This window comes from Actinomyces stomatis, from assembly GCF_031292835.1.
GTDB lineage: Bacteria > Actinomycetota > Actinomycetes > Actinomycetales > Actinomycetaceae > Actinomyces > Actinomyces stomatis.
Genome location: NZ_JASPEP010000014.1, coordinates 39,690 through 64,636, shown reverse-complemented (window position 1 = coordinate 64,636; position 24,947 = coordinate 39,690). Strand labels below are relative to the sequence as shown.

General features: G+C 66.3%; 20 protein-coding genes and 1 pseudogene. 8 read left to right on the top strand and 13 right to left on the bottom strand.

Going from position 1 to position 24,947, the window contains the following annotated elements:
- The 4 genes and pseudogenes from RIV12_RS08695 to purD all read right to left on the bottom strand — a co-directional run.
- Positions 1–500: pseudogene (locus tag RIV12_RS08695) on the bottom strand (hypothetical protein); the annotation flags it as partial.
- The gene (locus tag RIV12_RS08690; protein ID WP_075418310.1) at positions 497–1,186 is read right to left on the bottom strand and encodes a hypothetical protein; all 690 of its coding nucleotides are present in this window, start codon (positions 1,184–1,186) and stop codon (positions 497–499) included. The pseudogene RIV12_RS08695 and the gene RIV12_RS08690, both read right to left, overlap by 4 nt.
- Positions 1,183–2,133: a phosphoribosylaminoimidazolesuccinocarboxamide synthase gene (locus RIV12_RS08685; RefSeq protein ID WP_075418309.1), complete on the bottom strand. Its 951-nt coding sequence runs from the start codon at positions 2,131–2,133 to the stop codon at positions 1,183–1,185. The genes RIV12_RS08690 and RIV12_RS08685 overlap by 4 nt, the downstream gene beginning before the upstream one ends.
- A gap of 430 nt (positions 2,134–2,563) precedes the next feature.
- Positions 2,564–3,853, bottom strand: coding sequence for a phosphoribosylamine--glycine ligase (gene purD / locus RIV12_RS08680; RefSeq protein WP_309323220.1), 1,290 nt, complete (start codon positions 3,851–3,853; stop codon positions 2,564–2,566).
- 303 nt (positions 3,854–4,156) lie between these two features.
- Here purD and RIV12_RS08675 point away from each other — a divergent pair, with 303 nt between their 5' ends.
- Together RIV12_RS08675 and RIV12_RS08670 are read left to right on the top strand one after the other, a co-directional pair.
- Positions 4,157–5,449, top strand: a complete 1,293-nt coding sequence (locus RIV12_RS08675; protein WP_309323218.1) for a hypothetical protein — start codon at positions 4,157–4,159, stop codon at positions 5,447–5,449.
- 101 nt (positions 5,450–5,550) lie between these two features.
- Positions 5,551–7,854: a TerD family protein gene (locus RIV12_RS08670; protein ID WP_309323216.1), complete on the top strand. Its 2,304-nt coding sequence runs from the start codon at positions 5,551–5,553 to the stop codon at positions 7,852–7,854.
- A 123-nt stretch (positions 7,855–7,977) separates the two neighbouring features.
- Here the strand turns inward: RIV12_RS08670 and RIV12_RS08665 are convergent, their stop codons facing one another.
- Both RIV12_RS08665 and RIV12_RS08660 read right to left on the bottom strand, forming a co-directional pair.
- Complete coding sequence (locus RIV12_RS08665; RefSeq protein WP_309323214.1) at positions 7,978–8,757, bottom strand: VOC family protein; 780 nt, start codon at positions 8,755–8,757, stop codon at positions 7,978–7,980.
- A 126-nt stretch (positions 8,758–8,883) separates the two neighbouring features.
- Positions 8,884–9,711, bottom strand: a complete 828-nt coding sequence (locus RIV12_RS08660) for a helix-turn-helix domain-containing protein (protein ID WP_075418305.1) — start codon at positions 9,709–9,711, stop codon at positions 8,884–8,886.
- Positions 9,712–10,030: 319 nt separating this feature from the next.
- On the opposite strand from RIV12_RS08660, the gene RIV12_RS08655 reads away from it, so the two are divergent.
- On the top strand, positions 10,031–10,522 hold the full coding sequence (locus RIV12_RS08655; protein ID WP_256695546.1) for a hypothetical protein: 492 nt from the start codon (positions 10,031–10,033) through the stop codon (positions 10,520–10,522).
- On the opposite strand, the gene RIV12_RS08650 is transcribed toward RIV12_RS08655, so the two are convergent.
- The 3 genes from RIV12_RS08650 to RIV12_RS08640 all read right to left on the bottom strand — a co-directional run bounded on the left by RIV12_RS08650 (position 10,510) and on the right by RIV12_RS08640 (position 15,125).
- On the bottom strand, positions 10,510–11,631 hold the full coding sequence (locus tag RIV12_RS08650) for a hypothetical protein (RefSeq protein ID WP_256695545.1): 1,122 nt from the start codon (positions 11,629–11,631) through the stop codon (positions 10,510–10,512). The two genes, RIV12_RS08655 and RIV12_RS08650, sit on opposite strands and share 13 nt — an antisense overlap.
- Before the next feature lie 264 nt (positions 11,632–11,895).
- On the bottom strand, positions 11,896–12,861 hold the full coding sequence (locus tag RIV12_RS08645) for a hypothetical protein (protein WP_309323211.1): 966 nt from the start codon (positions 12,859–12,861) through the stop codon (positions 11,896–11,898).
- A gap of 416 nt (positions 12,862–13,277) precedes the next feature.
- Positions 13,278–15,125 (bottom strand): phosphoenolpyruvate carboxykinase (GTP), encoded by a 1,848-nt coding sequence (locus tag RIV12_RS08640; RefSeq protein WP_075418301.1) that lies wholly within the window; start codon positions 15,123–15,125, stop codon positions 13,278–13,280.
- A gap of 243 nt (positions 15,126–15,368) precedes the next feature.
- Here RIV12_RS08640 and RIV12_RS08635 point away from each other — a divergent pair, with 243 nt between their 5' ends.
- From RIV12_RS08635 to RIV12_RS08620, 4 genes are all read left to right on the top strand, one after another.
- Positions 15,369–16,214 (top strand): LppM family (lipo)protein, encoded by an 846-nt coding sequence (locus RIV12_RS08635; protein WP_309323209.1) that lies wholly within the window; start codon positions 15,369–15,371, stop codon positions 16,212–16,214.
- A gap of 37 nt (positions 16,215–16,251) precedes the next feature.
- Complete coding sequence (locus RIV12_RS08630) at positions 16,252–17,286, top strand: LppM family (lipo)protein (protein WP_075418300.1); 1,035 nt, start codon at positions 16,252–16,254, stop codon at positions 17,284–17,286.
- Between the two features lie 76 nt (positions 17,287–17,362).
- The gene (locus RIV12_RS08625) at positions 17,363–18,337 is read left to right on the top strand and encodes a hypothetical protein (RefSeq protein ID WP_309323207.1); all 975 of its coding nucleotides are present in this window, start codon (positions 17,363–17,365) and stop codon (positions 18,335–18,337) included.
- 400 nt (positions 18,338–18,737) lie between these two features.
- Entirely contained in the window at positions 18,738–19,619 is an 882-nt protein-coding gene (locus tag RIV12_RS08620) for a hypothetical protein (protein WP_081380097.1), read from the top strand.
- 143 nt (positions 19,620–19,762) lie between these two features.
- On the opposite strand, the gene RIV12_RS08615 is transcribed toward RIV12_RS08620, so the two are convergent.
- Positions 19,763–21,049 (bottom strand): adenylosuccinate synthase, encoded by a 1,287-nt coding sequence (locus RIV12_RS08615; protein ID WP_075418298.1) that lies wholly within the window; start codon positions 21,047–21,049, stop codon positions 19,763–19,765.
- 128 nt (positions 21,050–21,177) lie between these two features.
- Between RIV12_RS08615 and RIV12_RS08610 the strand changes: the two genes are divergently transcribed.
- Positions 21,178–22,332, top strand: coding sequence for an atrophin-1 family protein (locus tag RIV12_RS08610; RefSeq protein WP_309323205.1), 1,155 nt, complete (start codon positions 21,178–21,180; stop codon positions 22,330–22,332).
- Between the two features lie 96 nt (positions 22,333–22,428).
- Here the strand turns inward: RIV12_RS08610 and RIV12_RS08605 are convergent, their stop codons facing one another.
- The 3 genes from RIV12_RS08605 to RIV12_RS08595 all read right to left on the bottom strand — a co-directional run bounded on the left by RIV12_RS08605 (position 22,429) and on the right by RIV12_RS08595 (position 24,945).
- Complete coding sequence (locus RIV12_RS08605; protein ID WP_075417996.1) at positions 22,429–23,085, bottom strand: MusI family membrane protein; 657 nt, start codon at positions 23,083–23,085, stop codon at positions 22,429–22,431.
- 112 nt (positions 23,086–23,197) lie between these two features.
- Positions 23,198–24,103 (bottom strand): carbohydrate ABC transporter permease, encoded by a 906-nt coding sequence (locus RIV12_RS08600; protein ID WP_075417995.1) that lies wholly within the window; start codon positions 24,101–24,103, stop codon positions 23,198–23,200.
- The gene (locus RIV12_RS08595; RefSeq protein WP_075417994.1) at positions 24,100–24,945 is read right to left on the bottom strand and encodes a carbohydrate ABC transporter permease; all 846 of its coding nucleotides are present in this window, start codon (positions 24,943–24,945) and stop codon (positions 24,100–24,102) included. Before RIV12_RS08595 ends, RIV12_RS08600 begins: the two co-directional genes overlap by 4 nt.
- Between the last annotated feature and the right edge of the window lie 2 nt (positions 24,946–24,947).

Sequence of the window (24,947 nt, the reverse complement as noted above, 5' to 3'; positions counted from 1 at the left end):
GCGCTGGCGGCGCTGCCGGTGTGGGAGACCGGGTCATCCATCGGGTCGGGCTCACCGTGGTCCCCGAGGGTGTCGGCGGGCCCGTCGACGGCGCGCAGGGCGGCCGGGGAGGCGGGCGACCCGGCGGACAGGGCGGAGTCGGCCCAGCTGACGTCGTCGCCGGACACGTCGGCCAGGTCGATGGCGATGGCGGCGTCGACGGCGTCAGCGGTTCCTGAGGCGATGGCCTGGGCCGCGGCCGAGCGCAGGTCCTCCTCCGTCATGCCTGCCGCGGCGCCCGTATCACGGGCACCGGTGGCGCCATCGGCGGAGCCGGCTGCAGAGGCCGCGGAGACTCCGGAGGCGGTGGAGGCCGGGTTGTTGCCGGAGCGGACGACCTCAAGCAGCCCGCTGCCGCCGGGCCGGGCGGAGACGCTCTTCGGACGCGGGGTCCTCTTGGGCATGATGCCCCAGTTGACGGGCCCCTGCTCGTTGTCGGGACGTCGGTCAGGAGGGGTCATGAGATCACCTGTCCCAGGATGGAGGCGAGCCCCAGGGCCACGAGCACGAAGCCGGTGGCGCCGAGCAGGAGCTGGCCGACGCGGATGAGGGTCTCGCCGGTGGAGGTACCGGCCAGGCGCTCGTCGGCCGCACGCCCGAATGACGTCGCGGCCAGTGCGGTGGTGACGGGGCCGGAAACCACGTCGAGAGTGGTCAGCTCACGCCGACCGGTCGACTCGGGGACGAGCACCTTGGTTCCCGGCACGGTGAGCGTCGCCAGATCGGTACCGGGCAGGGGTGCGCCGTCGGCCCCCGAGCCCCGCTGCGAGGACTGGGAGCCCTTGGCCCCCTTGCTCTGGGAGCCCTTACCGCTTCCCCCCTTCTTGGAGGACTCGCTGACCTGCCGGGCCCGGGCCGCCCGGACCCGGTTGCGCTCCAGGCGCAGGCGGGGAGCATTGACCACCAGGGAGCGGGCGGAGAGCCTCAAGGAGGCGAGCATGCCCAGCCCGACGAGGACGAGGGCGATGCCGCCCAGGACACGGGAGGTCCCGGCCGCCCCGAGGGCGGAGGTGACGGCGGCCGACAGCGCCAGCACGATCGTCAGGACGATGAGGCCGACCAGGACGTAGAAGCCCGGCCCCGGTTTGAAGGCGCGGGCGGCGCTCCCGGTATCGGGAACGTCCGACGTGGGTGAGGTCGTGGTCATGACAGCTCCAGGGGGTGGCCGGTCAGCCGCTCGTAGGCCTCGAGGTAACGGGCTCGGGTCCGTTCGACGACGTCGTCGGGCAGGGACGGGGGCTCCTGGTCGCTGGCCCGGTCCCAGCCGGAGGCCGGGGAGGTGAGCCAGTCGCGCACGTACTGCTTGTCGAATGAGGGGGTGACCCGGCCGGGCTCCCAGGCGTCGGCGGGCCAGAAGCGGGAGGAGTCGGGGGTGAGGACCTCATCGCCCAGGACCAGGTTGCCGCCGGCATCGGTGCCGAGCTCGAACTTGGTGTCGGCCAGGATGATGCCGCGGTCCCCGGCGATCTCGGCGGCCCGGGAGTAGAGGGCCAGCGTGGTGTCGCGCAGGGCGGTGGCGGCCCTGTCCCCCACCATCTGGATGACGCGCTCGAAGGTGACGTTCTCGTCGTGCTCGCCGAGCTCGGCCTTGGCGGCCGGGGTGAAGATCGGCTCGGGCAGGCAGGATGCCTCGGTCAGGCCCTCGGGCAGGGCCACTCCGCACACGGCGCGGTTCTCCCGATACTCGGCCAGGCCGGAACCGGTGAGGTAGCCGCGGGCCACGCACTCCACCGGGTACATCTCCAGTCGCCGGCAGATCATGGCGCGTCCGGCGACCTGGGAGGGAACGTCGAGGGAGACGAGATGCCCCGGGACGACGTCGGCGAGCCGCTCGAACCACCAGGCGCTCAGGGCGGTCAGGACCTTGCCCTTGTCCGGGATCGGGGTGGCCAGGATGTGGTCGTATGCGCTGATGCGGTCCGAGGCGACCACGAGGAGCACGTCCTGCCCGCCCCACGGGCCGTCGGAGGCGGGGGCGTAGACGTCCCGAACCTTACCGCTGGAGCGGTGCTCCCACCCTGGGACGGCGGGGGGCCGGGAGCCGGCGGAGGAGGCTCCGGGGCCGACTGAGACGGAGCTCGCGGACTGAGTCATGCCCCCATCCTGCCATCGGCGGGCACCCTGTGTCCGATTCCGAGCTGCGGCGTCGCCTGCGGGAGTCACCACTGGGCGCCCGCCCGATTACCGCACCATCGCGCCCATTCATCCGGGTCGGATCATCGGAGGGGCCGGACTGCGACCGGAGCAAATCCCACCGACGGGAAGGCAACGACTCTCACCTCTGACTCCTCCCGGCCGACCGGACAGAACGCTGACGTGGGTCAACACCGGGGGCGGCGCGCACCCCGCCCACCCTCCGAGGGACCGCGGGTCCCTCTCAGGAAAGAAACCACCGGTGTGCGTTTGGTCTCGGAAGAAGTGCGTGCGTCAAACGCCCCGCCCCTCTCGGCCGTGTCTGACGGCGCGGCCTCCGGGGTTCGGCAGACGGCGAACCGTGAGCCGTGATCGCGACGTCGAGGAGGCCCTACTCGGCCCCGTCGGCACTGCTTGCAGTGCCGACACTGGCCGCCTGGGCGATATCGGTGCGGTACTGGGCGCCGTCGAGGTCGATGCGCTCGACGGCCTCGTAGGCGCGTTCCCGCGCCGCCTCGACGGTTGGCCCCAGGGCGACGACGGACAGGACCCGCCCGCCGACGGCGACCAGCTCCCCGCGCTCGGTGGTGCCGGTGCCGGCGTGCAGCACGTGGACGTCGTCGAGCTCCTCGGCGGCCTCGATCCCGGTGATGGTGCCGCCGGTGGTGACGGTTCCGGGGTAGCCGGGGGCGGCGATGACGACGTCGACGGCGCACTGCTCGGACCAGGTGGGCTCAGGGGTCTCGGCGAGGCGGCCGGTGGCGGCGGCGTGGAGGAGCTCGGGCAGGGAGGAGGTCAGGCGGGCCAGGACGGCCTGGGTCTCGGGGTCGCCGAAGCGGACGTTGAACTCGACGACGCGCAGTCCGCGGCTGGTCAGGGCCAGGCCGCAGTAGAGCAGACCGATGAAGCTGGTGCCGCGGCGGGCCATCTCGTCGACGACGGGTTGGGCGACCTCACGCACCACCTGCTCGACCAGGTCGGCCGGAGCCCAGGACAGGGGCGAGTAGGCGCCCATGCCGCCGGTGTTGGGGCCGGCGTCGTCGTTGAGGAGGCGCTTGAAGTCCTGGGCGGGGGCCAGGGGGCGGACGGTGGCGCCGTCGCACACGCAGAACACGGAGGTCTCAGGGCCGTCGAGATAGTCCTCAACGACGACGCGACCGCTGCCGCGGGTCAGGCAGGCGCGACCGTGGGCCAGGGCGACGGGGAGCTCGTCGGTGACGACGACGCCCTTGCCTGCGGCCAGGCCGTCCTCCTTGACGACGTAGGGGGCCCCGAAGCGGTCCAGGGCGGCGGTCAGCTCGGCCTCGGTGGTGCACACGGCGGCCTCGGCGGTGGGTACGTCCGCGGCGGTCATGATCTCCTTGGCGAAGGCCTTCGAGCCCTCCAGGCAGGCGGCCTCGGCGCTGGGGCCGAAGCAGGGGATCCCGGCGTCGCGCACGGCGTCGGCGACGCCGGCGACCAGGGGCGCCTCGGGACCGACGACGACGAGGTCGGCCTCCATCTGCGTGGCCAGGGCCACGACCTCCTCAGGGACACTGGGGTCGATGTTGAGGTTCGTGGCAATGACCGAGGTGCCGGGGTTCCCGGGGGCGACGACGAGCTCAGTGGTCTGCGGGTCACGGGCGAGGGCGCGGGCCAGGGCGTGCTCGCGCGCGCCGGAGCCGAGGAGCAGGATCTTCACGGCGTCAGCCTAGATGACGAAGGCCGCTTGAGGCCCGGAATCGCGGGCCCCGCGCGTCCACGCCCGGAGGATATCTCCGATCGGCGGACGAGCCACGGTCCGGTCTCTCCGGGATGACGCCTCCCACCGCGAAGAGCAAACCCAAGAAATCGTCAGCGCGACAAAATATGCTGAGGAGTAGGCATTCAGCACACAGTGGCTGACGACGTCGAACGGAGAGATCGTGTGAGCAGCGTGGCGATCAGCACTGTGAACGGTGCGGTGAACCCTGAGGTGGAGTTGTCCAATCGCGTGGCTGCACTCATGGGAACCACCTTGACCGAGGCCGACGTGCACCGGTTCCTGCTCGAGGCCGCCGATCTCCTGGGAACCGAGTCCCTGTCCATGTATGGGCCCAATGTCTTGTTCCGCTGGAGGCTCGGGGAGCGGGTCATCGAGATCGAGCCGCGCTATCACCGTTGGGATGACAAGTACTCCTTGCGCGTGGACTCCTACGATCCCACAATCCCCATTGATTCCGAGGAGTATCGGGATTTCAAGTGGGGCGAGGCCGAGGACTATCCGTACTTGTGGAAGGTGGAGCTGGGGAGGTCCCCGTTGGATGACTGGGGACCCGGCGAGGCCTACATCGTCAACTGGGAGATGTTCGAGGAGACCACGGCGAAGACTCTCGGCGGTCTCCCCGACGACGTGTCCCTCATGCCGCCGCAGTGGCGCCGTCCCTTCACCTTCCGATGGGACATGGGGGAATCCGAACTGGGTCTGGGGCTTGTCTCCTTCACCGGCACGGCCGAGGGTCTCACGGTCACCGTCGAGTCCACCGGGGAGGAGGTCCTCATCCCCCGCGATCTCCTCGGGAGCGAGGGCGGCCAGATCAGTATGCGCGACGTCGTCGCCGGCCTGGCCGGTGGGCGCCCTCTCATGGACATTCGCTTCGCCGGCTCCGAGGGCTTCGGCGACTACGGCGTCTTCGCCGCCAGCCCCAGCGGGGACGAGGATGAGAGGGCGAAGGACGATATCGAGTTCCTTCTGGAGGATCGGGGGGAGGACTCGCCCGGACCCGCGATGACGATGGAGGACCTTCGCAGACTGGCCGCCTCCGCACCCGCACCCACCGGCCCCAACCGGCCACCGGTGAACTGGCAGGTCATACCGATGCGGATCGGGCTGTCCATCCCCCAGATCCTCTCCGTCGTCGAGCAGATCCTCAGCGGAGCAGCCGTCGAAAGTGTGCTCAGACCGCTCGGCGGACGCCCTGACACCCGGCGGGGCCGCCCCGTTCTGCGCGGAGACGGCTGGCTCGCAGGGCAGTCGCACCTCTGCGGCACCTGGGGCATCGAGGTGGTCACTGAGCCTCAGGGAGCTGAAGGAGAGCTGCTGCGCTTCGACAAGCGCCACGTGGCCGACTACACCTGGCGGATCGCCCAGGCGCTGGAGCAGCGCTACGGCTTCCCCTATGGAATACGCACCACGAACAACGGGTTCCTCATGCGCCTGTTCCAGGTCGGGGACCAGGGAGTCAAGGTGACCAGCGGCTTCAGCTCGGTGGAGGTGGAGATCGACTCTCTGACGACACTCGTGGAGAACTCCTACTGACGTTTCTGAGGCAGCTCAGCCACCCCCCTTCCCCACCTCCGCTAGGCTCAAGCCGGTTCCGGGGCGCGGAGTCCCTGGACGGCGAGGCGTCAGGAGGCCCCGTGGGAGTCAATCAGTCCTCTGCGACGACGGCGGTCGACACAGAAGCCGGGGCAGCGGTCGGCGGTGTCCTTGGTACCGATGCCACCGCGGAGCTCAACGCGGTGACGATCCGCCGGCTCGGGGCCGTCTATTTCCCGCCGGGTCCCGACTTACCAACGCCATCACACTCCGCGTCGTCGCAGGGTGAGGCTCCCGCGCCGCAGCGGGGCAGCAACGCAGGTGTCGACACGGCTCTGACTACGCTGCGCGCCCTGGGCTACCGGCTCTCCGATTCGGCACGGGATGCTCTTACCCGCCCCGAGCAGGCCTGGGCACTGGTCAATGCCGCAGCCCGCCTCGCCTCCGGCTCTCCGGTCGCCGAGTACCGCCCCTTCTACCCCGACTTTCCCGTCCAGGTGCGCACCGCCTCCGAGGCCACGCTGCTGGTCAATGCCGCGCTGCACTACCTGGGCGACGTCGTCGGGGTCCGGATCCTGCCGGACTACCGGCCCAGCCCCCGTGAGCCCCTGCCGGGAGACGACGGCGCTCTCACCGGGCTGGACCTGGCCACGAAGCAGGATCTGGAGCGGATCGTGGCCGACCTCCTAGCCCAGGCGACCCCCTTCAGCGCCCAGGACCGCGCGGACCTGACGGCCCTGCGCAGCTTCGGTCCCGAGGTGGCGCCGCAGGTGGCGGTCAAGGAGAACCTCGCCGTCCTCACCGTCGCCTTCCCCGGACTGGACTTCTCCGGCTCCTACCGCACCGTCACCGATGTGCTGCGCCTGGCGGTCGCTATGGCGGGCGGCGACGTCTCCCTGGCCGAGCCGTGCCGGTTCCCCTCCTTCTCCCGCGCGCAGCGGCGCCGGCTGCTGGGTCTGCTCGACGCCGTCGGGCAGACCCAGGACGGCCGGGACTCCGCCGAGGAGATGGCTCGGCGCTCAGAGCGGTGGAAGCGGTTGGTCCGTCACCTGCGGGCCGGCGACTACGCGCGTCGCTTCCCGCGCGCCACCGCGCTCCTGCGCCAGGTCGCCTCCGGGCGCACCGAAGCGGGTTTCACCTCCCACCTGGAGGAGGCGCTTGCGCGTCGCGACGTCGAGGGAGCCCTCCGCCTGCTGACCACCCGCCCCGGGGTCTTCGCGCGTCGACTCAACCACCTGCTGCGGCTGTGCGGGGATGACGCCGCCCGCGAACGCGTGGTCGCCGAGTTCGCCCGGGTCGCGCCCGAGGTCTCCCTGCCCGTCCTGGTGCGCCTGTGGGAGTACTTCTCCTCCCCCGGACCAGAGGTCCTGCCCTGGCGGGTCGTCGCCATCAAGGCGGCCACGGGCGCCAAGACGACGCTCATCCCGTCCACCCGTCGCCCCGGCCCCGCCGACGCGGCGGTGGTTCGCGCCGTTGAGGAGGCCCTGCGCCAGCGGGGGCACCTGGGACGGATCGCCGTCGACCAGGGGCTTTACGAGGGCTACACGGTGCCGTTGGGGCAGCGCTCGGCCTCGCCGGGCCTGCGCACGGCGGGGCGCGGCACCCGGCTGCCCCTGCCTGCGGGTGAGACGATCCGCTTCTTCCTGCACTGGCGCGACCTGCCGGAGGTCATGGAGCCCTCTGGCCCTCCTGTCACCGTGAACAGCCGGGGGACGCGCGTGGACCTGGACCTGTCGGCCTTCTTCGTCTCCGAGGACTTCACGCGCACCGAGCAGATCGCCTACTACAACCTGCGCTCGACGGCGGCCGTGCACTCCGGCGACCTCACCTCCGCACCCGATGGAGCAGCCGAGTTCATCGACGTCACCCTCACCGAGGCACTGAGGCAGGGCTGGCGCTACGTCGTCATGACGGTCCACTCCTTCTCCCACCACCCCCTGAGCGAGGTGCCCGAGTGCTGGGCGGGGGCGATGGCCCGCGGTACAGACCCGCAGCGCGGTGAGGTCTTCGAGGCATCCACCGTCATGCAGCGCCTCGACCTGACCTCACCCGGATTCAACGCGACCCCGTTCGTCATCGATCTTGCCGAGCGTCGGCTCATCTGGTGGGACCTGCCCGTGGGGGTGGGCGAGCACCAGGTGGCGAACCTGGATCACAGCAGCAACCGAGTCCTGGCACACCTGCTCGACCTGTTGGAGGGCCGGCGCATGCCGCTGGCGCATTTGCTCGCCCTGCTGGCCGACGTCGTCGTCACGGACGCCGATGCAGCCCAGCTGGTTTTCGGCGAGGGTGGGATCCTGCCGTGGCAGACCGAACGGATCCTGGCGCTGCTGGGCCCCGCGGAGGCCACGGCGGAGGAGCTCTCCGACGCGGGCGGGAGCGTCGAGGGACGAGAGGCGGGGTAACCTGGGCCGTGTCCGGCCATGAGGGTGCTTCCTTCTGCTCTTTCACAGCATCCCCAGCGCCCTCGCTCTCCGGACGCAGCCGGGCGGGACCACCAGTGGCCCCGCCCGACTGCTGCGCGAGGATCAGAAAGTGGTGAGCAGGAAGCGCGCACCGTGCGGGTCAGCAACCTCCACCATGCGCCCGAACGTGAAGTCGATGGGCTCGACGATGACGGCTCCCCCGAGCTCACGCACACGCCGGGCTGCGGCGTCCGCGTCCTCAACCCCGAAGTAGATGCGCCAGCGCGAGGGGGCCTCCTCACCGAAGTAGCCGGCCCGACCGACGCCGCTCACGGATCTGCCCCCGACGACGCTCGTGTAGAAGTCCTGCTCCTGGTCGGCGATGGTCAGCCGGCGGGTGGACCACCCGGCGACCTCCCGGTAGAAGCGCTCGGCCGGCTCCAGGTCACTGGCCAGGACGTCGAACCACACCGGCATCCCGGCCTGGTAGGGGTAGGGCCCCTCGCAGTCCTCGTCCTCCAGGAGTCCGACGACGTTGCCGTCAGGGTCGGAGGCGAGGGCGTAGGCCATGGTCTCCGTGACGTCAGTGGGTTCCACAACGACACCCCCACCGGCCCTCTCAGCGGCTCCGGCTGCGGCGCGGACGTCGTCGACCATGAAGCTCACCCGCCAGCCGGAGTCCCCGGGCGCGTCCTCGGCGGGCTCGAAGGAGCCGATGAGCCGGCCGTCGTGATGCACCTCGGTAGTCAGTGGCTCACCCGGTTCGGCACGGGTGATCTCCCAGCCGAGAAGGTCCCGGTAGAACGCGGCCGAGGCATCGATGTCTGGTGTGTACAGCTCGATCCAGCAGGGGAAGCCGGCAAGGCGTTCGGCGGGCTGGGCGTTGGCGGTGGTGTCGGTCATCGGTGGCTCCTTACGTGTCCGGCTGCATGTCGAGGGACGTCCTGACGCTCCACGACGGTAGCCCGGCCAGCGCGCCGCGAACGACTCCGATCCTGCTGTCCTGCCACACAGGGCCTCGGGCGGTCATCAGACCACCATCGCCGCCAGGGCCACGAGAACCGCTGGATCCCAGGGGAGGGCGGCGCGCACCGGCAGTGTGACGGGGCCGGCAACGGGACTCTCAGGGACACGCAGGCGCGCGACAAGAGGGGTTGTGGGGGCCAGCTGCTCGTGGACGCTGGCGCCGTCGGGAAAGATGGTGACAAGGATCCAGGGCGAGCCTGGGACCACTGGCAGCTCGACCTCGTCAATGTGTCGGCGCAGCGTGCCACTGGTCGGCAGCCCGCTGGGGATGGGGCGGGGAAAGGTACCTACCCACTGATAGGGGGCCGGCCCAAGCGCGCGGCGCATCTCCTCAGAGATGTCGAGGCGGATGCGGATCCTGGCCGCTGCCGGCACCAGGAGGCTCACGGCCGGCAGGGTTCGCTCGGCGACCCGGTCGGCGATGCGGCGCAGAGCGCCGGGCGCGGTCCCGACGTCGCGCAGGAAGCGGCGGCTGAAAGTGCCCACCGAGGTGTAGCCGACCTCGTGGCAGGTCTCCGCCACACCCAGCCGGTGGGTGATGAGGAGGTGCTTGGCCTCGTGCAGTCTCCATGCGGCCAGGTAGTCCATGGGCGAGGTACCGACGACGGATGTGAAGACCCGAGTGAGGTGGGAGGGGCTGTAGGCGAGATGCGCAGAGAGATCCCCCATGGTGACACGATCACGGAAACGGGTGCGCAGGTAGTGAGTGGCTCGCAGCGCCAGGTCGGCGGCGTTCTCGTCGAGCAGCCGACCCGTCTGCGCACCGTCGACGACTGGGACCGGGCGGGCCGATCCCGGCGACATGAGTCCGTCAGGCGGGTACTGGCACATGGCAACACGTTACACAGCGGTGACCTCCGAAACGCCGACTCGCCTCCTGGGAAGCGGACCGTGTGCACGGCCCGCCCATGGCGAAGAAGGTGGAGTCTCCTTTGCTGAAGGAACCGCCAGCTGATGCCCTGTGACAGGCCGCTTCGCAGACGACCTGTCTTGCTACGCTACAACGGCAGTTGAAGCACACCCAGAAAACGAACCGATGTCGACTCCTCAGAACCAACCCCCGTTCCAGCCGCCGTACCAGCCCCCGTATCAGGCCGTACCTCCTTACGGACAGCAGCGCCCCCGCCCGACTCACGTCGGAAAGCTGGTCGTGGCGATCATCCTGTTCATCCTCGGCCCACTGATGGGACTGTTCATCGGGGGCATCGGTTCCGCCATCGTCGCCGCCAGCATCGCCACCAGTGGAGACGTCGTCACCAACGGAGAGCAGGTCACCCTGAGCAGCAATGACGAACGCGCCCTGTACGTGCCGAAGGACGCCATCGTCAACAGCTGCGCCGTCACTGCACCTGACGGCAAGGAGGTCCCCACCTCTTACAGCGGCGGGATGAACATCTCCAACAACGACGGCGATTTCAGCTCGGTTCTCACATTCACGGCTGACAAGGCGGGAGATTACCGGGTCTCGTGCGAGGGCCTGGATGACACCGACGCGATCCTCGTGGGCCCCACCCTCACGTTCAGCAAGTTCACGGTGCCCGTCGTCGCCGGCCTGGCCACCGGGGCGATCTGCTGGATCATTGCGGCCATCCTTCTCATCCGGCGCCACCGGGCCCTGGCCGCGCAGAATCAAGCGGCATGACCTCGATGAGGAGCCACTAAGCCGATCCCGCGTTCGAGGATCTCGCGCTCCTCCTGCATGCCCGCATCCCCAAGGGGAACATAACGACCGGTCTCCCGGGTCGCACCATGGGCGATCCCCCAGAGCCATATCGCCTCGCACCTGGCGACCAGCTGCTCCTGCCTGCGTTGAAAGCTCCCCCATGTGACACCGGCACCATCCAGGGCCAGGTGCCTCCCGTTGGCGTAGACGACGAAGATCCGGTCCCCGGCGACGAACAGTCCGGAGCGGGACTCCGGCCAGACGCACGAGCGTCTCCCGACGCGAATCCCCTGTTCGTCCACGACGACTCGCTGGAAGCACTCGTAGATCTTGTAGAGCGGATACGCCACGGTGACCGGTCCGAGCAGAAGGAAGAGCACCGCGAAGGCGACATCAGACCCGCTGAGCGGCTTTGTCTCGAAGAACAGCTGCTGACCGCCCATCACCATGAACAGCACCCCCATGCCGATGAGAAAGAGCCCGCCGTTGCACAGGTGTTCCTTGATTCTGCGCCAGACCGGGGTGCAGAACATAAGACGACTCTTTCGCGTCATCTTGTCGGCCCCATGGTTCTGACGAGCCTCCACCAGCCGAGGATCCTCGTGAACCGACTCAGCGTCAGAGACGATCCAACCGTGTCGGCGGACATAATTCAACATGGCCTGGAGAGCAGCAGAGCCCCTGTTGCTGGAATCATCCAGCGTCATGCCAAGAACACAACCTGGAAGCCTGATGAGATCATCACGATCACCATTCACGAGTACGATCCGAGTTCGATCAATTCCTCCTTCGTATCCAGGCGCAGTCATATCAAGCGTCGAAAGTGTGAACCTTGAGAGCACTGACGTCCAAGGACGTCGCTCAGTGAACAGAAGACGCCGCATCTCAACACCGGACTCACTCAGAACAGTTCTACGTCGCGTAACATTCACCCCCCAGAACGTCGGAATACCGAGCATCACAAGAATAATCATGTCATCGGAGCGATCGAAGCCGTTCACCAGCGATCCCAGCACCTGCGCCCCCGTTAACGCCATCCAGGAGACTCCCACAACAGCCGCCGCCATCGCGGCGTACCGAACGGGCACCGACCGCCTCAGGATCAGGCGTCCATCCGAGGTCTCAGTCGTCCATCCTCGCAGTGAATTGCTCCTAACTAGACGCCTGCTCCTGGAACCTCCAGAGGCGTTCCCGGAGCCACCAGAACGGCTCGTAAAAGACATCATCACACGTCACCCTTCCCCAGGAAATGCAATCAATCATCGAATGTGGCCGATGACCTCAATCCTGCACGCACCTCAAACACTTCTCGGTCTCGTTGCATATCTTCGTCCCGAAGACGGATATATCGGTCATGCTCTTCCGCGACACCATGAGTCACCCCCCCAGAGCCATATGGATTCACACTGAGCTATCGCCCTCTCCTGCCGTTTTTTAAAGCCACCGGCCCTCAGACCCGTCGCAGGCAGGGGGACGGGGGAAGCATCGCGCCCCGCTAAGAAGACTCGATCGCCTGCGACATACAAGTCAGAGCGGGACTCCGGCCATGGAATAACCCGTCCCTTAACTTGAATCCCGGCTCGGCAGACCAACGTCCTCCGAAAGCAGGACACTATTCCCACCAATAGAATCACCGCGGGAATGGCGCCAAGAATGAGTAGAGCCACTCCGAGCATTACACACCAAATATCGCGAGCGTCATCCCTGAGTACGTCCTGCGCTCCCGCGAGGGGGAGTGCAGCCATGAAGAACATGATCACACTCCAGTTGCACATCATTTCCTTCAGCTTCCGCACAGCGGGAGCACGATAGGTCAACTCCTTTCGATTCGCGATCGCCTCCCTATCTACCTCTCCGCGAGCCCGGACCATTTCAGGATCTGCCTGAAGATTATCGAGACCGGAGACCACCCAACCTTTCTCCTCGGCGAATGACCAAATCCGCTCAATCATGTATTCGCCTTCCATGCAGGATACGCTTCCCGGCAGCCTGATAAGGTCGTTCAGGGCCCCATTGACCAACATCAATCGATTTCGGTAGATGAACGGGCCATACGGAGAGTGCGTACCAATTTCGATAGTGGAGAAGGTTATTTTCGATCGAGTTACGGGCCAGGGGCGCAACTCCGCGAAGAACAGTCCCTGCATCTCAATACCCGATTCACTGAAAACAGTTCGGCGCCGCAATGTGTTAACCGCCCACGCGAGCGCTCCTACAGTGAGACAGAGAAGGAAGTGAGCATCTCCCGGCGAAAGAGAATCGATCAGGCGCACATTAAGAAGGATCAACCACGCAATTGAGATGAATGTCACTGCCACTGCAGCCAGTCTCACGAATTTCGACCTACGCAGAATCAATCTGCAGTCGTCCTCATGAATACACTTGAGAGTAGCCCACCCCCTAAAGGGATTCTTGAGGCGCACAAAGGAACCGTCTGGGGTATAGCGACCAACACCATCTTCGCCTAGAATGCCGCGGACATTACTTACGTAGAAGTTTTCTCGACGTTCCACTCTCAACACCTCCGCATGGCGCACCGCGGTTCGATGCAGCACCATAGATGGCCCACCTGCCCGCCGTATTATTTCCACTATATTCCCTTACGTCACACAAATCTGCCCGTCACGATGGGCACCACTCACCACCTCGGTGCGACAGAGAGACGGGGGCTCCCACCAGCGAACCGGTGGGAGCCCCCGTCAGAGTCCTTCTCAGGGAAGGCTCTTAGTCGCGATCAGGCATTCTTGGCCTTGGCGATGCGCTCACGGAACTTGGCGAGCTGCTCCTTGATGGCCTCGGGCAGCTTGTCACCGAACTGCTTGTAGTACTCCTCGGTGTCGTCCATCTCAGCGGCCCAGGCCTCGGGGTCGATGTCATACATCTTGGCCCACTCCTCCTCGCCCAGGTCGAGACCCTCGAGGTTGAAGTCCTCGAACTTGGGGTAGCGGCCGGTAACACCGTCGACGGCCTCGACCTCGCCGGAGGCGCGGCGCACGATCCAGTCGAGCACACGGGAGTTGTCGCCGTAGCCGGGCCAGATGAACTTGCCGTTCTCGTCCTTGCGGAACCAGTTGACCTGGTAGACCTTGGGGAAGTTGTCGCCCAGCTTCTCCTGCATCTCCAGCCAGTGCGACCAGTAGTCGGCCATGTGGTAGCCGCAGAAGGGCAGCATGGCCATGGGGTCGTGACGCAGGGAGCCAACCTTGGCGTCCAGGGCGGCGGCGGTGACCTCGGAGGCCACGGCGGAGCCGATGAACACGCCGTGGGCGTTCTCGTACTGCTCGGCGACCAGCGGCACGTTGGTGGCGCGGCGACCGCCGAAGAGGATGGCGTCGATGGCCACGCCCTCAGGGGCCTCCCAGTCGGGGCAGATGATCGGGCACTGCGAGGCCGGGGTGGTGAAGCGGCTGTTGGGGTGGGCGGCCTTCTTGCCCTCGGCGGCGTCAGCCGGGGTGAAGTCGTTGCCCTGCCAGTCGATGAGGTGCTCCGGCATCGGGGCGTCGATGCCCTCCCACCACACGTCACCGTCGTCGGTCAGGGCGACGTTGGTGAAGATGGTGTTGGCCTTCATGGTGTCCATGGCCATGGGGTTGGTGTCGTAGGAGGTGCCGGGGGCGACGCCGAAGAAGCCGGCCTCGGGGTTGATGGCGCGCAGGCGGCCGTCCGGGCCGGGACGCATCCAGGCGATGTCGTCACCGACGGTCTCAACCTTGTAGCCCGGGATGGTGGGCTGAAGCATGGCGAGGTTGGTCTTGCCGCAGGCGCTCGGGAAGGCGGCGGTGACGTGGTACTGCTTGCCGCTCTTCTCATCGGTCAGACGCAGGATGAGCATGTGCTCGGCCATCCAGCCGTCGCGGCGGGCCATGGTCGAGGCGATGCGCAGCGCGTAGCACTTCTTACCCAGCAGGGCGTTGCCGCCGTAGCCGGAGCCGAAGGACCAGATTTCGTTGGTCTCCGGGAAGTGGGTGATGTACTTCTCGTCGTTGCAGGGCCAGGCGGTGTCCTTCTCGTGCTCGGCCAGGGGGGCGCCGACGGAGTGGACGGCCGGGACCCAGGGGCGGCCCTCAGCGATGAGGTCCATGGCGGCCTGACCCATGCGGGTCATGATCCGCATGTTGACCACCACGTAGGGGGAGTCGGTCAGCTCGATGCCGAGCTGAGAGATGGGACCGCCCAGGGGCCCCATGGAGAAGGGGATCACGTAGAGGGTCCGGCCGCGCATGGCGCCGTCGAACTTCTCGTTGAGGATCTTCTTCATCTCGGCCGGGTCGTACCAGTTGTTGGTCGGACCGGCGTCCTCCTCCTTCTCGGAGCAGATGTAGGTCCTGGACTCCACGCGGGCGACGTCGCTGGGCAGGGAGCGCGCGAGGAAGGAGTTGGGGCGCTTGTCGGGGTTGAGGCGGGTGAACATGCCCGACTCCACCATCTCGGTGGTCAGGCGGTCCCACTCCTCCTGAGAACCGTCCGCGAAGTAGACGTTCTCGGGCTTGGCCAGCTCGGCGATACGCGTGACGAATTCGATGACATCCTCTGGGGCGTTAGCCGGCGCGGCAGCTCGGACGTCCTTCTCAGACACAGTCATGCGAGTCCCTTCCTTGGGTATGTTGATCCGGTGAGCGCGCCGTTGCCGGTTTGCTCGGTCGAGGGCAATACTCCCCCACCTGGCGCCCCAGGTCACATCGCCGAAGGTCCCAACTCGGGCTCTCTCCTCGGCCATACCGGCATGTGATCGGCCACATTTGGGAGGATGGCGGCTTTTGCCGCCTTTGAAACAGCGTTGTTCTGCCCTCAGTGAAGGTCCAGTGCGAGCGTGTAGCGTGCCCGCATGTCCGTCGCGCCGTCCTCCGCGTCCAGTTCCACGCACTCCTCGCCGCGCACTCGGCCCCGTCCGCCGGCACACCGGGCTGTCCGACCGGCCGTGGTGGCGACCGCCTCCTGTCTGGCGCTGTCCGCCTGCACCGCCCACATGGACATGACCATCAACTCGCGGGGCAGCTACGACGTCGCCCTGGAGATGCGCGATACGACCGGAACCGTCTTCCCCCAGGGCAAGGCCCCCGACTGCTCGGCCTACTCCGACCCCACCGCTCTGGGCGTGCCTGAGGGCACCACGGTCAAGGCAACCCCGCTCACCGGCGACGACGGACTCGGCTGCCAGGTCACCATCAGCGGGGTCAAGGTCCCCCAGGCATCGCAGGCCGAGCCGAACACGATCGTCGTGCGCGACGGCGACATCTACAAGGTGACGATCCAGCCCTTCCCGTCCGATCCTTCTCAGGACGCCAACGGGACCGGAGGCGCAGCAGGAGGCGCACCGGAGGCCTCAGCCGCGCCGTCGGGCGGCCCGGGCGGGCCCCAGCCGAGCAGCACCTCCTTCAGGGGCGTCGTCGACACCAAGGTCTCAGTCACTTTTCCTGGCGCAGTGACACAGTCCGGTGGGGGCAAGGTCTCGGGCACCACAGTCACCTGGGACGATCCGGACACGGTGGCCAAAGGCGTGAGCGCCTCGGGCTACGCCCAGGACTCCCGAGGCGTGTCGTGGTGGAGCCGCTCCCGTGTTTGGCTGATCGCGGGGCTGATCCTGCTCGGCGGCGGTCTGACTGTGGCCGTCCTGCGGCGACACGGCACCCGTCACGCACCACGGAAGCAGCGCAAGGGCGACGCCGAGTAGCCACCGAGCCGTCACAGCACCGTTCTAGACTCGACGCATGACTCATTCCTCCCGCACTGTCAGGCGACCCGTGGTCGTGGCGATACTGTCCGGCCTCGCACTGCTCCTGGCCGGCTGCGGGGCTCGCTACGACTTCGTCATCCGAGACAACGAGACAGCCGACCTGACCTACACCATGTGGGACTCGTCGGAGCTGTCGCTCATCAGCAGGGAGAGCTGTACCGAGAAGAATCTCGAGAAGTCCACTCCTCTGCCCAAGGGCGTCAAGGCGGTCTACACCTACACGTCCCACAACGGGCATCCGGCGTGTCAGGTCACGGCCAAGTCGGTTGCGCTCAACAAGCTGCAGACCGACGTCTGGACGATCAAGCACAAAGGAGGGCAGTACGTCTTCGACCTGTCCCCCGACGCATTGAGCAAGCTCGGTGACGACAGTTCCCTCCCCTCTTCCCGGAGCGTCACAGGGGGGACGAAGGTCTCGATTACCGTGACCTTTCCCGAAGAGGTGACCAAGTCCAACGGAAGGAATGACGGTAACAAGGTCACCTGGGACAACGTGTTGGAGAACCCTGAGGCTCTCCACGCCGAGGGCGGGGACGGGAAGTTCCACCTGCAATGGTGGATGATTGCGGCGGCCAGCACCGTCGTTCTCCTCATCGTTGTCGGTGTCGTGGTGTACCTCCTGAGGGCCCGCCGAGCCCAGCGACTGACTCCGACGCCCTCATACAACGAGGCCCTTCAGGGGGCCGTGGCCACCGACGCCATGCCTCCGGAGGTCTATATCGGTGGGCCGTATCAGTCTCCCCCCGGCCCACTGCAGCCGATGCAGGGGTCAACCCATCCCTATCCCGTCACCAACCTTCGCGACGGCTATGCCCCCTATGCTGATCCGGGTCTGGGTGCCGGCGCCTTCCCGCCGCCCCAGGTACCCGGAGGCGCGGGCGTCTTCAGCACCTACGGGGCCCAGGAAGAGGGCGGACATCACTCGCCCGGACCGGGGTACACGCAGATGCCCTATCAGGAAGGGCACAGTCCCGCGGACTTCCGGCCCCCGCCTCAGCAGCCCCGGTGACGTTCCACCCGGGTCGGGGAACGGTCCCCATGAGGATCCGGTTACAACCTGGCATCTGAACCGCTACTGTGTGGGCATGACATCTGCCATCACTCGCCGCATCCCTAGACCCTTCTCCGTGTTGACGGCTCTTGCCGCCCTGGCCCTGTCCACGCCCCTCGCACTGGTCGGTGCCCCGGGGCACGCTGCTCCTGCTGCCGACGAGAGCTCCGTCAGCTTCAAAGGCTCCATGGACATCGTGGTCCGCTCCGATGACACGTACAGCCTCAAGGTCGAGATGACCACCAGCTCAGAGATTCCGCTGGAGGACTCGTGCACTGAAGAGGCCTTCAAGACCCCGGGCGCCAAGAGCGTTAAGGATCTGAAGGTCAACTTCAAGGAAGAGGGAGACACCGCCACCTGCACCGCGGAGGGATCCGCGAAGGTCTCCGAAAGCAAGGGAGAGGTGACCCACAAGAACGGCGAGTACATCGTCGAGACCCCCGACTTCGGCATTGGCTCCAGTGACAACGAGAACATCTCCTTCTCTCAGTCGGTGACCTTCCCCGGCAAGGTCACCGAGGCCGACGGCGGTGAGGTCAAAGGCAACAAGGTCACCTTCACCGACGGCTCAGCTCACACGGTGAAGGGCAAGGACGGCGCCATCCCCATGTGGGTCTGGATCCTCGTCGGGGTCGGTGCCCTCGCGCTGGTCGGCGGACTGGCCGCCTTCTTCATCCTCCGCGGCAAGAAGAACAAGGCCCAGGCACCCTACGGGGCTCCCGGCCAGGGATACGACCCGAACCAGGCGCTCCCGGCCCAGCCCGGCCAGGGATATGACCCGAACCAGGCGTTCCCGGCCCAGCCCGGCCAGCAGGCCGGCTACGGCGCCCCGCAGGCCCAGCCCGGCCAACAGACGGGCTACGGCGCCCCGCAGGCCCAGCCCGACCAGCAGACCGGCTACGGCGCCCCGCAGGCCCAGCCCGACCAGCAGACCGGCTACGGCGCCCCGCAGGCCCAGCCCGGCCAGCCTCCGTACGGCAACGGTCAGCCCGGCCAAGGCACCTACTGATTCATTCCCTCCTCCCGGTGTTGTGGCCCCATGATCTGATGATCCGGGGCCACAACACCGTTCTTCGCATCGTCTTCCCCCATGCGGGGCCCCATCAGCGCCGACCATCGAGGGTGAGGACTATGACGGTGACTGCCCCCGGCACCGCATCTCTGACGCACTGGTGGATACGAACACCTTGGACCGCGCTGCATGATGCCTCCGGGGCCGTACCACCCCCTCCCGGCCACCAGTCAGGTCCCACTTCTCCATCTGACGCTGAAGCCCTACGACAACCAGGAACTTCACACCCAGCGGCAGCGGCCCCTACGCCGCGCCCCCTCGCCCCATCCTCGCAACGTGAAGGCCATCCATGCGCTACCCCCTCCTGAGGCACACTCCAGCCACGAGTCTCGTCGGCATGCTCTGTCTCACCGCCTCGCTCCTCCTGGCGGTGGTGACAGTCCCTGCGAGTGCCGCAACCCCTGCAGAGGACTCGGGCAAGAGCACGGCCGGCGTTGAGATCGTCATCAAGTCCGATGACGAGGTGAGGACCACCTTCGTGACCACTGCACCGGCCTCCGGGGAGGAGATCCTGAAAAAGTCCTGCGTCGAGGAGAACTTCTCACAAGCTTCTTCCAAACCCGAGATGACCTTCTCCAACGAGAACGGAACACCGACCTGTAGGGCCATGTTCAACACACCTATATCCAAAAACGACTACGTGAGTCATAACGGGAATGAGTACGTCGTCGACACCCACCTGGACTCCGTATCCGAGGCGGACAAGGAGAAGACGGTGGCCCTCACAGTCATCTTCCCAGGAAAGGTGACGGATGCCGATGGAGGAAAGGTCGAGGGAGACGGACAGAACAAGGTCTCATTCGACAACTTCTACGATCACAAGACCCGAGGTCAGGACAACGCCAAGGCCTCCTCTCAGGCAACATCCACATCCAGCTCAAAAGCTGGACTGACGATCATCATCGTGATGCTCGCGTTCATCGCGGTCGTCGGTGGAGTCATCGCTTTCGTCGGCAACGAGAACAAGAAGAAACGAGAGCAGAAGTACCTGGCTGCGCTGGAGCAGCAGCCTCTCCAAGCAGGTGCGCTCGGCTCCGTCTCCCAACCACTCACGTATCCCGCGCCGACGCAGGGAGGCCCGGCTCCAGCGCAGCCCTTCCAGGCGCAGCCCAGTTATTCGCCCACTCCCCAGCCGTACCAGCAGAGCCCCAATCCCGTACCGTCGGGAACCGGCGGGCTGTACCCGCCGCCGAACCAGAATGGTTACAGCAGCTACTGAGCTCAGCGACACATACTCAGGCCACGCCGATGACAAGGCCCCTCGGGCCTGTCGCAGAGATCCGGGATGCAGGACACGGCCTCACCGGCCACGGGCTGCGCACGGCCGGTCACGCGGCCGGCCGTGCGGTCACCTCGAAGCCATCAGCCGATGAGCGGGTGACGTGAGATCGTGGCTTCACGCCCCGGCCCGACACCGATCGCGGAGATGCGGCAGCGGGCCAGCTCCTCGATGCGCAGCACGTAGTCCTGGGCCGCCTGAGGCAGGTCGGCGAAGTTGCGGATCTCACTGATGTCCTCGCTCCATCCGGGCAGCTCCTCGTAGACGGGGACTGCGTGGTGGAAGTCGGACTGGGTCAGCGGCATCTCCTGGGTGATGGCGCCGTCGATGTCATAGGCGATGCACACCGGAATGGTCTCGTGCCCGGTGAGGACGTCGAGCTTGGTCATCACCAGGTCGGTGAGCCCGTTGACACGTGCCGCGTACCGGGTGACGACGGCGTCGTGCCAGCCGCAGCGGCGCGGCCTGCCGGTGGTGACCCCGAACTCGCCGCCCTCGGTGCGAAGGCGCTCACCCATGTCATCAAGCAGCTCGGTGGGGAAGGGCCCCTCCCCCACACGAGTCGTGTAGGCCTTGACGACGCCGACGACCGAGTCGATCCGGGTGGGGCCCACGCCGGTACCGGTGCAGGCGCCGCCGGCAGTGGGATTCGAGGAGGTGACGAAGGGGTAGGTGCCGTGGTCGATGTCGAGCATCGTGGCCTGGCCGGCCTCGAACAGGACGGTCTTGCCCTCATCGAGGGCGTTGTTGAGCAGCAGCGAACAGTCGACGACCATGGGGCGGACCCGATCGGCGTAGGAGAGCAGCTCGTCGGCGACTGCGTCGGCATCGATGGCGGCCCGGTTGAAGACCTTGAGGAAGAGGCTGTTCTTCTGGTCCAGGGCGGAGTGGACCTTCTGACGCAGGATCGACTCGTCGAAGAGGTCTTGGACGCGGATGCCCACGCGGTTCATCTTGTCCGCGTAGGTGGGGCCGATCCCTCGGCCCGTGGTGCCCAGCTGCCGCGAGCCGAGGAAGCGCTCGGTGGTGCGGTCCAGAACCCGGTTGTAGGAGGGGATGATGTGGGCGTTGGCGCTGATGAGGAGGCTGGAGGCGTCCTTGCCACGGGAGGTGATCTCAGCGATCTCGTTGAAGAGGACCTCCAGGTCGACGACAACGCCATTACCGATGATGGGGGTGACCCCGGGAGTGAGCACGCCGGCCGGCAGGAGGTGGAAGGCGAACTTCTCGCCGTCGATGACGACGGTGTGTCCGGCGTTGTTGCCGCCGTTGAACTTAACGACGTAGTCGACGTCCTGACCGAGCTGGTCAGTCGCCTTGCCCTTTCCCTCGTCCCCCCACTGGGTCCCGACGACGACAACGGCTGGCATGGCTGCTCCCTGGCTTCAGTGACGGCGTGCCGGTGGACACGCCGTCCTCTAGCGTACCGGAGCCGGGTGGAGAGGTCCCCGCCATCGTTCCCCTACCAACCGGACGAAGAGACGATACGGTGGGGTACATGCCTGATGTCGCCGTCCGCCGTTTCTCCGCACTGCGCTCTGCGCTAGTGGCCTTCTTCGTCCTGACCGTATCCGCCGCCCTGGGCGGCGCGCCTGCGTACGGCCTTCCGACAGGCACGGACTCGTCAGCCCTGTTTGAGGTCGCTGCCAAGATCATCGTCGAAGAGGACGACACCTACACGGTGAAGGTGGTCGTGACCGACAACACCAGCGTCGGATTCCTGACCGAGAGCGACTGCGACGGGGACTCATTCAACGGCAACAAGCTCGGCAGCAAAGCGACAGCCACATTCAGGAACAACGGAGACTCCCGAACCTGCACCATCGAGGGCAGCGACAATATCAAGAACAGCAATGGCCAGATCACGCACACGGGTGATGAGTACATCGTCAAGGTCGGCGACTCGACCGAGCCATCCTCCTCACCACAGTCCGATCAGGTGAAGCTTTCCCAGTCCGTCACTTTCCCTGGCAAGGTCACCGAGGCCGACGGCGGTGAGGTTAACGGCAACAAGGTCACTTTCGACAACATGGATCCCCATGAGGTCAAGGGGAAGGCCTCCAGCGCATCGGCCGGCAGCACGCAGGACTCCGAAGGGGAGAGCGGCTCCATTCCCATGTGGGTCTGGGTACTTGTCGGCGTGCTCGCCGTGGTCATCGTGGGCGGTATCGTGGCCGCGGTTGTCATGAATCAGAGGAAGAAGAACCAGGGCCAGTTCGTTCCTTACGCAGCTCCCGCTCAGGGCTACGACCCCAACCAGGCCCTTTTCGGTCAACCGGGTCAACCGATGCAGCAGCCCTACCAGCCGGGCTACTCAGAACCCGCCACCCAGCCCTACCAGCAGCCCTACAACAACCAACCGGGCCAGCCCGGCCAACCGACGCACCAGCCCTACCAGCCGGCCTACACAGAACCCGCCACCCAGCCCTACCAGCAGCCGTACAACAACCAACCGGGCCAGCCCGGCCAACCGACGCACCAGCCCTACCAGCCGGCCTACACAGAACCTGCCACCCAGCCCTACCAGCAGCCGTACAACAACCAACCGGGCCAGCCCGGCCAACCGACGCACCAGCCCTACCAGCCGGCCTACACAGAACCTGCCACCCAGCCCTACAACAACCAACCGGGCCAGCCCGGCCAGGGGCACTAAGAACCCTCAGAGATGTCATGGCCCCGGAATCAGGTGATTCCGGGGCCATGACGCTGCGCGGCCACGCCGCACTCACCGCTGCCACACTCTCGGCACTCAGGGCTCCGACGTCGGTCCACTGCTGAGCGTCGCCATGGTCGAGCGCTGAAGGAGGGCAATGAGGAAGGTCTGGAAGGCAGGCCCGATCAGAACCATGAACCACGCAACCGCGATCCGCACGGCCGGCAGCACCCAGAAGATGATGATCGGCGCAGCCATGACCGCCAGAGCGAGCGCTGTGACTCCAAGACGCCCCACCGCGAGACGAAGCGCGTTGGACAAGTGTCGGGAGACCGAGGCTTCGAAGAAGGCGGCCAGCGGCAGCAGCCAGATGATGATCGCGGCCAGAAGCACTCCCCCGGCCAGCACCAGCCCGGATAACGCACCGCTCATGCCACCGTTCCGCTCCCCCAGGGAGGAGTCGGACAGAAGCAGGTACTCCCAGCCACTCAGGACCACCAGGACAAGCACTGGAAACCACCAGGCCAGGGACTGGCGCAGGTTGAGGCGGAAGGAGCGCCACCAGGCGCTTACGACCGCCGGGTCGTCATCGGCCGCCATCTCACCGGCCACGCGGGCGCAGGCGGTCAAGGAGGCTCCCGCTGTCACCACCGGCAAGCAGCCGGCCAGGGTGAGGACATTGAGGATGACGATGTCCGCCGCTGCGGACCAGGCCCGATAGGCCGGACTGTCGGGGCCGGGGAACAGCGCCACGGGAGCTCCTTCATGCGGACTCGAGCAGTAACAGGTGGACATGATACGGGCGGTTCTCAAGGCCGTCAGTGGGGCCTCAAGAACCGCCCGTATCAGGACTCGTGTGCGGGCATCAGCCCTTGACCGCTCCCGCGGCAACGCCCTCGATGATGTGCTTCTGACCGAAGAGGTAGAAGGCCACGATCGGGACGATGGCGAAGACGAGCATGGCCATCTGGGCGCCCATGTCTCGGTTGCCGTTGGAGCCGACGAGGGACTGGATGACGATCGGAACCGTCTTGTAACGCTCATCCTGTCCGATGACGAGGTTGGGCAGGAGGAAGTCGTTCCACACCCACATGGCGTTGAGGATCGCCACCGTGACCGCCGTCGGCTTGAGCAGCGGCATGACCACCTTGAAGTAGGTCTGCAGCGGCGAGCAGCCGTCCATGTAGGCGGCCTCCTCGATCTCCAAGGGGATCGACTTGATGAAGCCGGCGAACAGGAACACCGACAGTCCCCCTCCGAATCCGAGGTAGAGGACGATCATGCCCCAGGGCGTGGCCAGGCCGAGCATGTCGGCCACCTTGACGGTGGGGAACATGACCATCTGGAAGGGAGCGATCATGGAGAAGGCGAAGGCGTAGTAGATCATGGAGGTCCACCACGTCTTGATGCGGGTGATGTAGTAGGCGGTCATCGCCGTGAGGAACACGATGACGACGACGGAGCCCACGGTGATGAACAGTGACCAGCCTATGGCGCTGGCGAAGCCCGAGAGGGCCAGGCCGGTGGCGTAGTTGTCCAGGCCGGCGAAGGTCTTCGCAGTCGGCAGGGCGAAGGGGCTGTCAGAGATGTAGAACTTGCCCTTGAAGGAGTTGATGAGGATGAAGGCCAGCGGAATGACCCATACGAAGGCCAGGACGGCCAGCAGCCCCACGAGCGTCTTCTGTCCCGACGTCTGCGGAGCGACCTTCTTACCGGCTTGACGGGCAGGGGCGGCGGAACCGGGGGCTTGAGTCTGGACGGCGGTGCTCACGCGTCGACCTCCTTGGAACGAGTGGCGCTCAGCTGGATGAGCGCGATGGCGGCGACGATGAGGAAGAAGATGACGGCCTCGGCCTGGGCGACGCCCTCCTGGCCGATCTTCTTGTACATCGTGTTGACGATGCTGAGCGCGGCCATCTGAGTCTGCTTAGCGGGCGCACCGTTGGTGAGGGCGAGGTTCTGGTCGTACATCTTGAAGGTGTTGGCCAGAGTGAGGAACAGGCAGATGGTGATCGAGGGCATGATCATCGGCAGCGTCACGTTGCGCAGTGTCTGCCACTTGCCGGCGCCATCGATCTGCGAGGCCTCAATGAGCTCGGGCGGAACGTTCTGCAGACCGGCGATGTAGATGACCATCATGTAACCCATGAGCTGCCAGTTGACGAGCATGACCAGGCCGGCCAGCCCCAGTCGCCAGTCGTTGACGATCGTCTGGCCCCAGCGCTGGAGAATCGCGTTGAGCATCACCTGCCAGGTGTAGCCCAGAACGATGCCGCCAATGAGGTTGGGCATGAAGAAGACGGCACGGAAGAAATTGGTGCCGCGCAGCTTGCGGGTCAAGAAGTAGGCCAGGGCGAAGGCACCCAGATTCACCGTGATGATCGAGATGATCGAGACGACGGCAGTGAAAAGGAGCGCCTGCGGGAAGTCGCTGCGATCCCCCAGCGCCCTGGCGTAGTTGTCAGTGCCCACGAACCGAGCATTGGTGAGGGTGCTGAACTTGGTGAAGGAGAGATAGAGCCCCATGAAGAAGGGGACGATGAACGCGATCATGAAGGCCAACAGGGTTGGCCCTGCAAAAACTGGGAAGAACTTTTTCAGTGCCTTGGTCATAT